This is a genomic window from Streptomyces katrae, assembly GCF_000966975.1.
Classification (GTDB): Bacteria; Actinomycetota; Actinomycetes; order Streptomycetales; family Streptomycetaceae; genus Streptomyces; species Streptomyces katrae.
The window spans coordinates 1-6,677 of sequence record NZ_JZWV01001091.1 but is presented as its reverse complement, the minus strand read 5'-3'; the positions used below and the strand labels follow the sequence as shown (position 1 = coordinate 6,677).

Here is a 6,677-nt window from a genome sequence, read left to right as displayed (position 1 = left end):
GAGTTGCTCAACTGGGCGGCGGCCAGGCGGCGGGGCGCGCCGGGCGCGGGCAGGAACCGTATCGTCACCGGTCCATTGGATCACTGCGGCGGCCCGCCTCCATGGGCCGGTCGGCAGCCCGTCGGATGGGCCATTTCGCCGCCCGGACGGCCTGGGCACCACCAACGGCGCGGGCACCGCCCCCGCGGGCCGGAGGCCCGCCCCGGGGGGCGCTGACCCGGGCGGCCGCCTCCGGCTGGCCGGTGCCGGCGCGGGGCGCCAGCATCGTGTCGATGACTCCTCCCCCGACGACCGCCTGTTCGATACCCGGGTCCCGGAGGGGCCGCGCCGGGCCGCCGGTGCGGGCCCGGCGCGGGACCTTTGCGTCCGCCTCCGGGTTCGCCGCACATCCTCGCAGGTCAGAGGTGGTGAGGCGGGAGCCGGAGGCATTCGGGGCCGCCGTCTGCGAGGCCTGCGGCGACCGGTCGGACGGGGGTCGGTGGACCTGGATCAAGGGTTCTCCGGCCGTCGGACCAAAGTCATCGAAAACACACTTTGCGCCATTGCCAAATAGGGGGTTCATGAGAGGACCCTGAGGGGCTACATTGAGCCACTCGCGTTCACCTGACAGCCCGTTGCCTTTCACCCGCGTTTTGCGCGGGGGGTGACGTCAGGGACGCAGACTGTGCAACCACCCCACCGCCCAGAAGGACCGAAGGCTCCGTGCCCGTACCCGTACTCCTCGCCGGCCGCTCCGTGCGGCTCGAGCCCCTCGCCCCCCACCACACCGAGGCCCTGGCCGAGGCCGGGGCCGAGGATCGTACGACTTACGCCTTCACTCCCGTGCCGCACGGGTTGCAGGCGTCCCACGAGTACATCGACCGTGCCCTCGCCGATCAGGCAGCGGGTCGATCCCTTGCGTTCGCCGTGGTCAGAGCCTCTGACGGGCGGGTGGTCGGGTCGACCCGGTTCCTGGAACTCGACTACTGGCAGGGACCGCTCGTCTGGCCCGCCGTGCCCGGGGTGCCCTTCGGGGATCCGGCGACGGCGATCCCGGACGCGGCCGAGATCGGGAACACCTGGCTGTCCCCGGCCGCCCAGGGGACCGGCATCAACACCGAGGCCAAGCTGCTCATGCTGCGCCACGCCTTCGAGACCTGGGGCGTGCGCCGGATCTCGCTGCGGGCGGACGCCCGCAACGGGCGCTCGCGGGCCGCGATGGAACGTCTCGGCTTCACCTGCGAGGGGGTCCGCCGGGCCCATTCGCGGGGGCTGGACGGGGCGGTGCGCAGCACGGCCTTCTACTCGATCCTCGACGAGGAGTGGCCCACGGTCCGCTCGATCATCGAACTGCGCATGTCGGCGGCCGCGCCCCGCAGGCGGCGGCGCAGGACGCTGATTCCGGCGTAACGGTCCTGCGGGCTCCCGCCCGACCGGTCCACCGTCCCGCGGCGTCCCGCGCCGCGGGACTCCCCGGCCCTCGTTCCCGCCCCTCCCCCGGCCGCTCAGCCGAGGTAGGCGGGGGCGAGGGCCGAGGCCGTCACACGGGTCGCGGCGCCGCTGCCGTCGGCCGGCACGGAGTACAGGTCCGCGCCGAAGTCGCCGGGCAGGGAGTAGACGACGGTCCTGTCGTCGGTCCACACCACCTGGTCGTCCACGCTGCGCTGCTCCGCGAGCGGGGTCTCCCGCATGGAGGCCAGGTCCAGGACGTGGAGCCGCCAGGGGGCGTCCTCGGGCAGCCCGGGCACCCGCTTCTTGAAGACCAGCCGGGTCCCGTCCGGGGAGAGCGAGGGGCACTCCAGGTTCTCGCGCAGGACGGTCACCGTGCGCTCGCCGAGGTCGCCGCGGACCAGGTGGGTGCGGCCGCCGGTGGCGAGGGTCGCGTAGAAGGTCTTCTCGTCGGCGGCGAAGGTGACCCCCCAGAAGTTGACGTCGGCGTTCCGGTAGGTCTTGCCGTCCATGAGGACGGTGAAGTCCTCCAGGGAGGCGTCGTACTTCCCGGTGCGCAGGTCGAGCAGCGAGGTCCGGGTGGAGAAGTTCGTCCCGGCGTACGAGTCCCCGCCGACGAAGACCGTCCAGGCCGCCAGGTGGCCGCCCGGTGAGACCCGGGCGCGGGTGGGGATCCCGGCGAGGGGGCGTGAGGCGACCTCCTTCAGGCCGGCGTCGAGGACGACCGCCCGGTAGCTCTCCTGGACCCCGCCCTTGTCGGCCTGGAGGCAGATCCCGGTTCCGGCCGCCGCGTGGAAGCGCAGGCACTTCACCCCGGAGGCGGTGCGGGGGCCGTCGGGGGCCGTGGCCGGGACGGAGGCGAGCTCGTCGCGGTGCGGGCCCCAGGCCATGTTCCGGAAGACCATCCGCCGGCCCCCGTCGCCGGGGGCGAGGGAGACCGCTCCCGGGGTGATCTCCGGGCCGCCGGGCCGGGCCCGGTCCTTCTCGTCGGCCCGCGAACCGGCTCGGACGACGGCGATCACGCCGACGGCGGCGAGCAGGACGACGGCGCAGACCAGGATCAGGATCCGGCGCTGGAGGGTCATGTGGGGGCCTTCGGTCTTCCTCGTGTGGGGATGCGGTGGTGCGGGCTGCGGCCGGGGTCAGGGGCCGTCGGGCTTCAGCCGGGCGCAGCCGGCGACGGCGACGGCGAGCAGGACGGCGGCCACCGCGAGCGCGGGCCGGGCGCCCCAGACGGTCCAGGCGGCTCCGAAGCCCAGGGAGGCGGCGAACCGGGCGAGGGCCTGGCCGGTCTGGACGAGGGCGAGCCCGCCGCCCCGGTGCTCCTCGGGGACGGCGCCGGCGGCCTCGGCCATGAGCACGCCGTCGGTGGCGGCGTAGAAGGCGCCGTGCAGCAGGAGGACCGCGTACGGCAGGGCCGGGTGGTGGGCGCCGGTGAGGAGGAGGCCGTACGCGAGCAGCAGCGCGAGGTGTCCGCCGAGGAAGACCCGGCGGCGGCCGACGCGGTCGGCGAGGCGGCCCAACGGCATCGCGAGCAGGAAGAAGGCTCCGGCGGTGCCGAGCGGCAGCAGCGCGAACCAGCGGTCGGCGATCCCGGTGGCCTTCTGCAGCAGCAGGAAGACGAAGGCGTCGCTGACGGTGCACAGCCCCAGCAGCAGGGCGCACAGGGCGGTGCGGCGCAGGTCCCGGCGGCGCAGCAGGCCGAGGGAGGCCCGCAGGGAGACCGGGGCGGCGTCGGGGGCGGGTTCGGTGCGGCGGCCGGGGACGAAGAGCACCAGCACCAGCACGCCGAGGGCGGCCACGCAGGCGCTGACGGTGAAGACGGCGTCGTAGCCGTCGGCGGCGCCGCGCAGGATCAGGAAGGCCAGGAGGGGTCCGATCAGCGCGCCGGCGGTGTCCATGGCCCGGTGCACGCCGAAGGCCCGGCCGCGGTCCTCGGGGGCGGCGGCCAGGGAGATCAGCGCGTCGCGCGGGGCGGTGCGCAGTCCCTTGCCGGTGCGGTCCAGGGCGAGGACGGCGCCGATGGCGGGGAGGGTGTGGGCGAGCAGCAGCAGCGGCTTGCACAGGGCGGAGAGCGCGTAGCCGGTGCCGGCGAGCGCCTTGTGGCGGCCCAGGCGGTCGCCGAGGTGGCCGCCGGTGAGGCGGACCAGGGCGCTGACGCCGTTGTAGACCCCGTCGAGGAGGCCGAAGCCGAGCGGGGTGAGCCCGAGTCCGGCGACGAGGTAGAGCGGGAGCACGGCCGTGACCATCTCGGAGGAGACGTCGGTGATCAGGCTGACCGTGCCCAGGGCGAGCACCGTGGGGGCGAGGGCGGCGCGCCGCCCCGGGCTGCTGCCCGGGGCGACGGCCTGCGTCTCGGGGGCCACGGCGGGCGCGGTGGTACCGCGACTGTCCGCGACGTACATGGTCAGGAGGCCCAGATCCCCGTGATGTCCTTGGCGGTGGCGGCGTTCCCGGCGTGGGTGGTCAGCCCGGCCAGGCCCTCCAGGGTCCGCAGCATGTCGTAGTGGTTGTAGGTGGTGGCCGAGGTGGATCCCGGGGTCACGGGCTGGCCGTAGAGCACGGTCGGGATCTGGTTGCCGGCGAGCCGGTTGTCCTCGTCGAAGGTGACGACGAGGAGGCTGTTGTGGGTCTTGGCCCAGTCCGCGTAGGCCTTCAGGTTGTTCTTGAGCCAGGTGTCGCCGGTGCCGACGGAGCAGTCGTGCATGTCGCTGCAGAGGTTGGGGACGACGAAGGACACCTTGGGCAGGGTGGTGAAGTCCGCCGGGAACTGGGTCATGGTCTTCGCGGTGCTGGTGGGCACGTTGGAGAAGGCGAACCAGGGGTTGTGCTTGCGGGCGTACTTGCCGCTGGAGCAGGTGGTGGAACCCTGGCTGGGGAGGGTCTCGTTGTAGCTGCCCCAGGTCTTGCCGGCGGCTATGAGCTCGGAGGCCAGAGCTCGGAGGCCAGGTTGGGCGCGGAGCTGAAGCCGGGGGTGTAACAGCTGTCGTCGGTGACGCCCTGGTTGGAGCCCGAGAAGAGCTGCATGTAGTTGGGCTGGCTGGGGTGGGTGATGCCGAAGGACTGGGTGAGGTTGGCACCCCCTGCCTTCAGGGAGTTGATGTAGGGGGCGCTGGAGCTGCCGATGACCTGGTTGTAGGCGTGGTTCTCGAAGACCACGACGACGGTGTGGTCGGGGGCGGGCAGACCCGCGGCGTGCGCGGGCTGGGCACCGCCGAGGCCGGCCCAGAGGGCGGCACCGGCGGCGGTGATGCCGAAGGCGGTGGCGAGGGCGGTCCTGCGGCGAGGCCGTGAAATGGTCATGCCAAACACGGGATGTACCTCCGGGCACATGGGGGAAGTCTTGGGGGTGGCGGCGCGGACGCACCATACCCAGGGCCGTGTGCATGGGCCAGGGACGCGCGGGTAACAGCAGGGGAACTCCGTGCGCCCTGCAGGCGATGGGCAACGCCCTACCCCTCGGACCGTCAAGAAAAGGAAAAATAGGGAACCCCGAGGCACTATCGTTCATCATTCGAACGGAAGCAGTCCTCCCCGCGACGGGGCCAGCAACAGCCGGAGAGCCACCGCACATGTCGTACTCACCCGACGGCAAGTACCAGCCGCCGTACAGGCCGGAAGGTCAGAACCCGCCGCCGCGCCCGCCCTACGGCCAGCAGCAGGGCCGACCGCAGCCTCCCTACGGCCAGCCCCCGCAGGGCGGCCGGCCCTACGGCGGACCCGGTTACGGCGGCCCCCAGCAGGGCCGGCCGCAGCAGGGCGGCCCGTACGGGCAGGACCAGTACGGTTACGACGCGCCGACGCAGGTGCAGCCCCGTTTCGAGCAGCAGCAGTACGAGCAGCAGCAGTACGACCGGTACGAGCCTCCCTACGACGAGGAGCCGCCGCGCCGGAAGTCCAAGGCGAAGAAGTGGATCATCGCGGGCGTCACCGTGCTGGCCCTCGCCGGCATCGGCGCCGGTGTCATGGCGTACTTCGAAATACCGCCCTTCAGCGACAAGGGCGAGGCCGTCTCCTTCGGGAAGCCCGGCGGCGGCCAGGCGGCGGGGGGCAAGCAGGCGCCGAACTCGAAGATGTCGATGCCCACGAACCCCACGGCCCAGTTCAAGAACGCCTCGACCCTGCCGGACGGCACCCACGTGGCGGTCACCGAGCTGGACGGCAAGAAGTCCGGCTTCAAGGGGAAGGTGTGGGTCTGGGCTCCGAAGGAGTACAACGACCCCAAGTTCGCCAAGAGCGGCTTCCCGGTCATGATCGCCCTGCCCGGCGGCGCCGGCTTCCCCGTCAACTACTGGATGGGCACCGACCTCAAGCTCCAGGCCAGCATCAGCAAGTGGTACAGCGAGGGCAAGAGCAAGCCCTTCATCCTCGCCATGCCCGTGCTGAACCCGGAGCCGGACAAGGGCATCTACTGGGACGGCTCCGACATCCCCAACCAGCCCAAGATGGGCACCTGGCTGACCGACGACGTCCCGGACCTGATGCGGGAGAACTTCCGCACCATCAAGTCGCGTGACGGCTGGGCCTACATGGGCTCCTCCACCGGCGGCTTCGCGAGCCTGAAGGCGGTGCTGAAGTACCCGGAGAAGTTCAAGGCCGCCATCTGCTCCGGCCCCGACATCGTGCCCGACTCCCCGCTGTGGAAGGGCTTCGACAAGGAGAAGGCGGAGAACAACCCCGAGGTGCTCGCCAAGCAGCTCATCGACAAGAAGGGTGCTCCGGACGTCTACCTGGCCTTCCAGGTCGGTGACAACGAGAACAACAAGAAGACGCTCCCGGACGTCCAGAAGTTCGTCGCCACCTACACCAAGGGACCCGTCCACACCATGCTCAGGGTGATCCCGGGCGGCGAGCACAACGCCAAGACCTATGTGCCGAACATGGGCGAGGGTCCGATCGAGTTCATCAGCAAGGTCATGGAAGGACCAGTGGAGTAACAGCCTCCGCACGCACTGCCTCCGGCTCCGGCCCGTCGAAGAACTTCGGCGGGCCGTTGCCGTCCCACGGGGCCCAGCCCGGATCCCCGGTGGTGGCGTAGCGGACCCAGGCCCCGTGCATCTCGTCGGCGAGGGCCTGCGGGGCGTCCGGACCGGCCAGCCAGGAGGACTCCGGCAGGCCGAGGGTGTCGAAGACGAAGCCCAGCTCCAGCGCGTGGCAGGCACCGAGGCCGGGTACGCCGCTGGGCCAGCGGAACTCGTAGAGGTGGCTCGGCGCCGGCCTGCGGGCCCCGGCGATCCGGCGCAGGGGGT

At 72.0% G+C, this 6,677-nt stretch carries 4 protein-coding genes and 2 pseudogenes; 2 read left to right on the top strand and 4 right to left on the bottom strand.

The window, feature by feature from the left end; translation table 11 throughout:
* Positions 1–702 precede the first annotated feature (702 nt).
* Positions 703–1,389, top strand: coding sequence for a GNAT family N-acetyltransferase (locus tag VR44_RS32805; RefSeq protein ID WP_045951273.1), 687 nt, complete (start codon positions 703–705; stop codon positions 1,387–1,389).
* A 95-nt stretch (positions 1,390–1,484) separates the two neighbouring features.
* Here VR44_RS32805 and VR44_RS32800 read toward each other — a convergent pair whose 3' ends face one another.
* From VR44_RS32800 to VR44_RS32790, 3 genes and pseudogenes are all read right to left on the bottom strand, one after another.
* Complete coding sequence (locus VR44_RS32800) at positions 1,485–2,513, bottom strand: TolB-like translocation protein (RefSeq protein WP_045951272.1); 1,029 nt, start codon at positions 2,511–2,513, stop codon at positions 1,485–1,487.
* A 57-nt stretch (positions 2,514–2,570) separates the two neighbouring features.
* On the bottom strand, positions 2,571–3,833 hold the full coding sequence (locus tag VR44_RS32795; protein ID WP_211275168.1) for an MFS transporter: 1,263 nt from the start codon (positions 3,831–3,833) through the stop codon (positions 2,571–2,573).
* A gap of 2 nt (positions 3,834–3,835) precedes the next feature.
* Positions 3,836–4,731 (bottom strand): annotated as a pseudogene (locus VR44_RS32790) (alkaline phosphatase family protein).
* Between the two features lie 269 nt (positions 4,732–5,000).
* On the opposite strand from VR44_RS32790, the gene VR44_RS32785 reads away from it, so the two are divergent.
* Positions 5,001–6,365 (top strand): alpha/beta hydrolase-fold protein, encoded by a 1,365-nt coding sequence (locus VR44_RS32785; protein WP_094192068.1) that lies wholly within the window; start codon positions 5,001–5,003, stop codon positions 6,363–6,365.
* On the opposite strand, the pseudogene VR44_RS32780 reads toward VR44_RS32785, so the two are convergent.
* Positions 6,343–6,677, bottom strand: a pseudogene (locus tag VR44_RS32780) (carboxylesterase/lipase family protein); the annotation flags it as partial. The gene VR44_RS32785 and the pseudogene VR44_RS32780 sit on opposite strands and share 23 nt — an antisense overlap.

Excerpts from the sequence above, each read along its gene's own strand:
- VR44_RS32800 (WP_045951272.1), bottom strand. The coding sequence starts at position 2,513 with ATGACCCTCCAGCGCCGGATCCTGATCCTGGTCTGCGCCGTCGTCCTG.
- VR44_RS32795 (WP_211275168.1), bottom strand. The coding sequence starts at position 3,833 with ATGTACGTCGCGGACAGTCGCGGTACCACCGCGCCCGCCGTGGCCCCC.
- VR44_RS32785 (WP_094192068.1), top strand. The coding sequence starts at position 5,001 with ATGTCGTACTCACCCGACGGCAAGTACCAGCCGCCGTACAGGCCGGAA.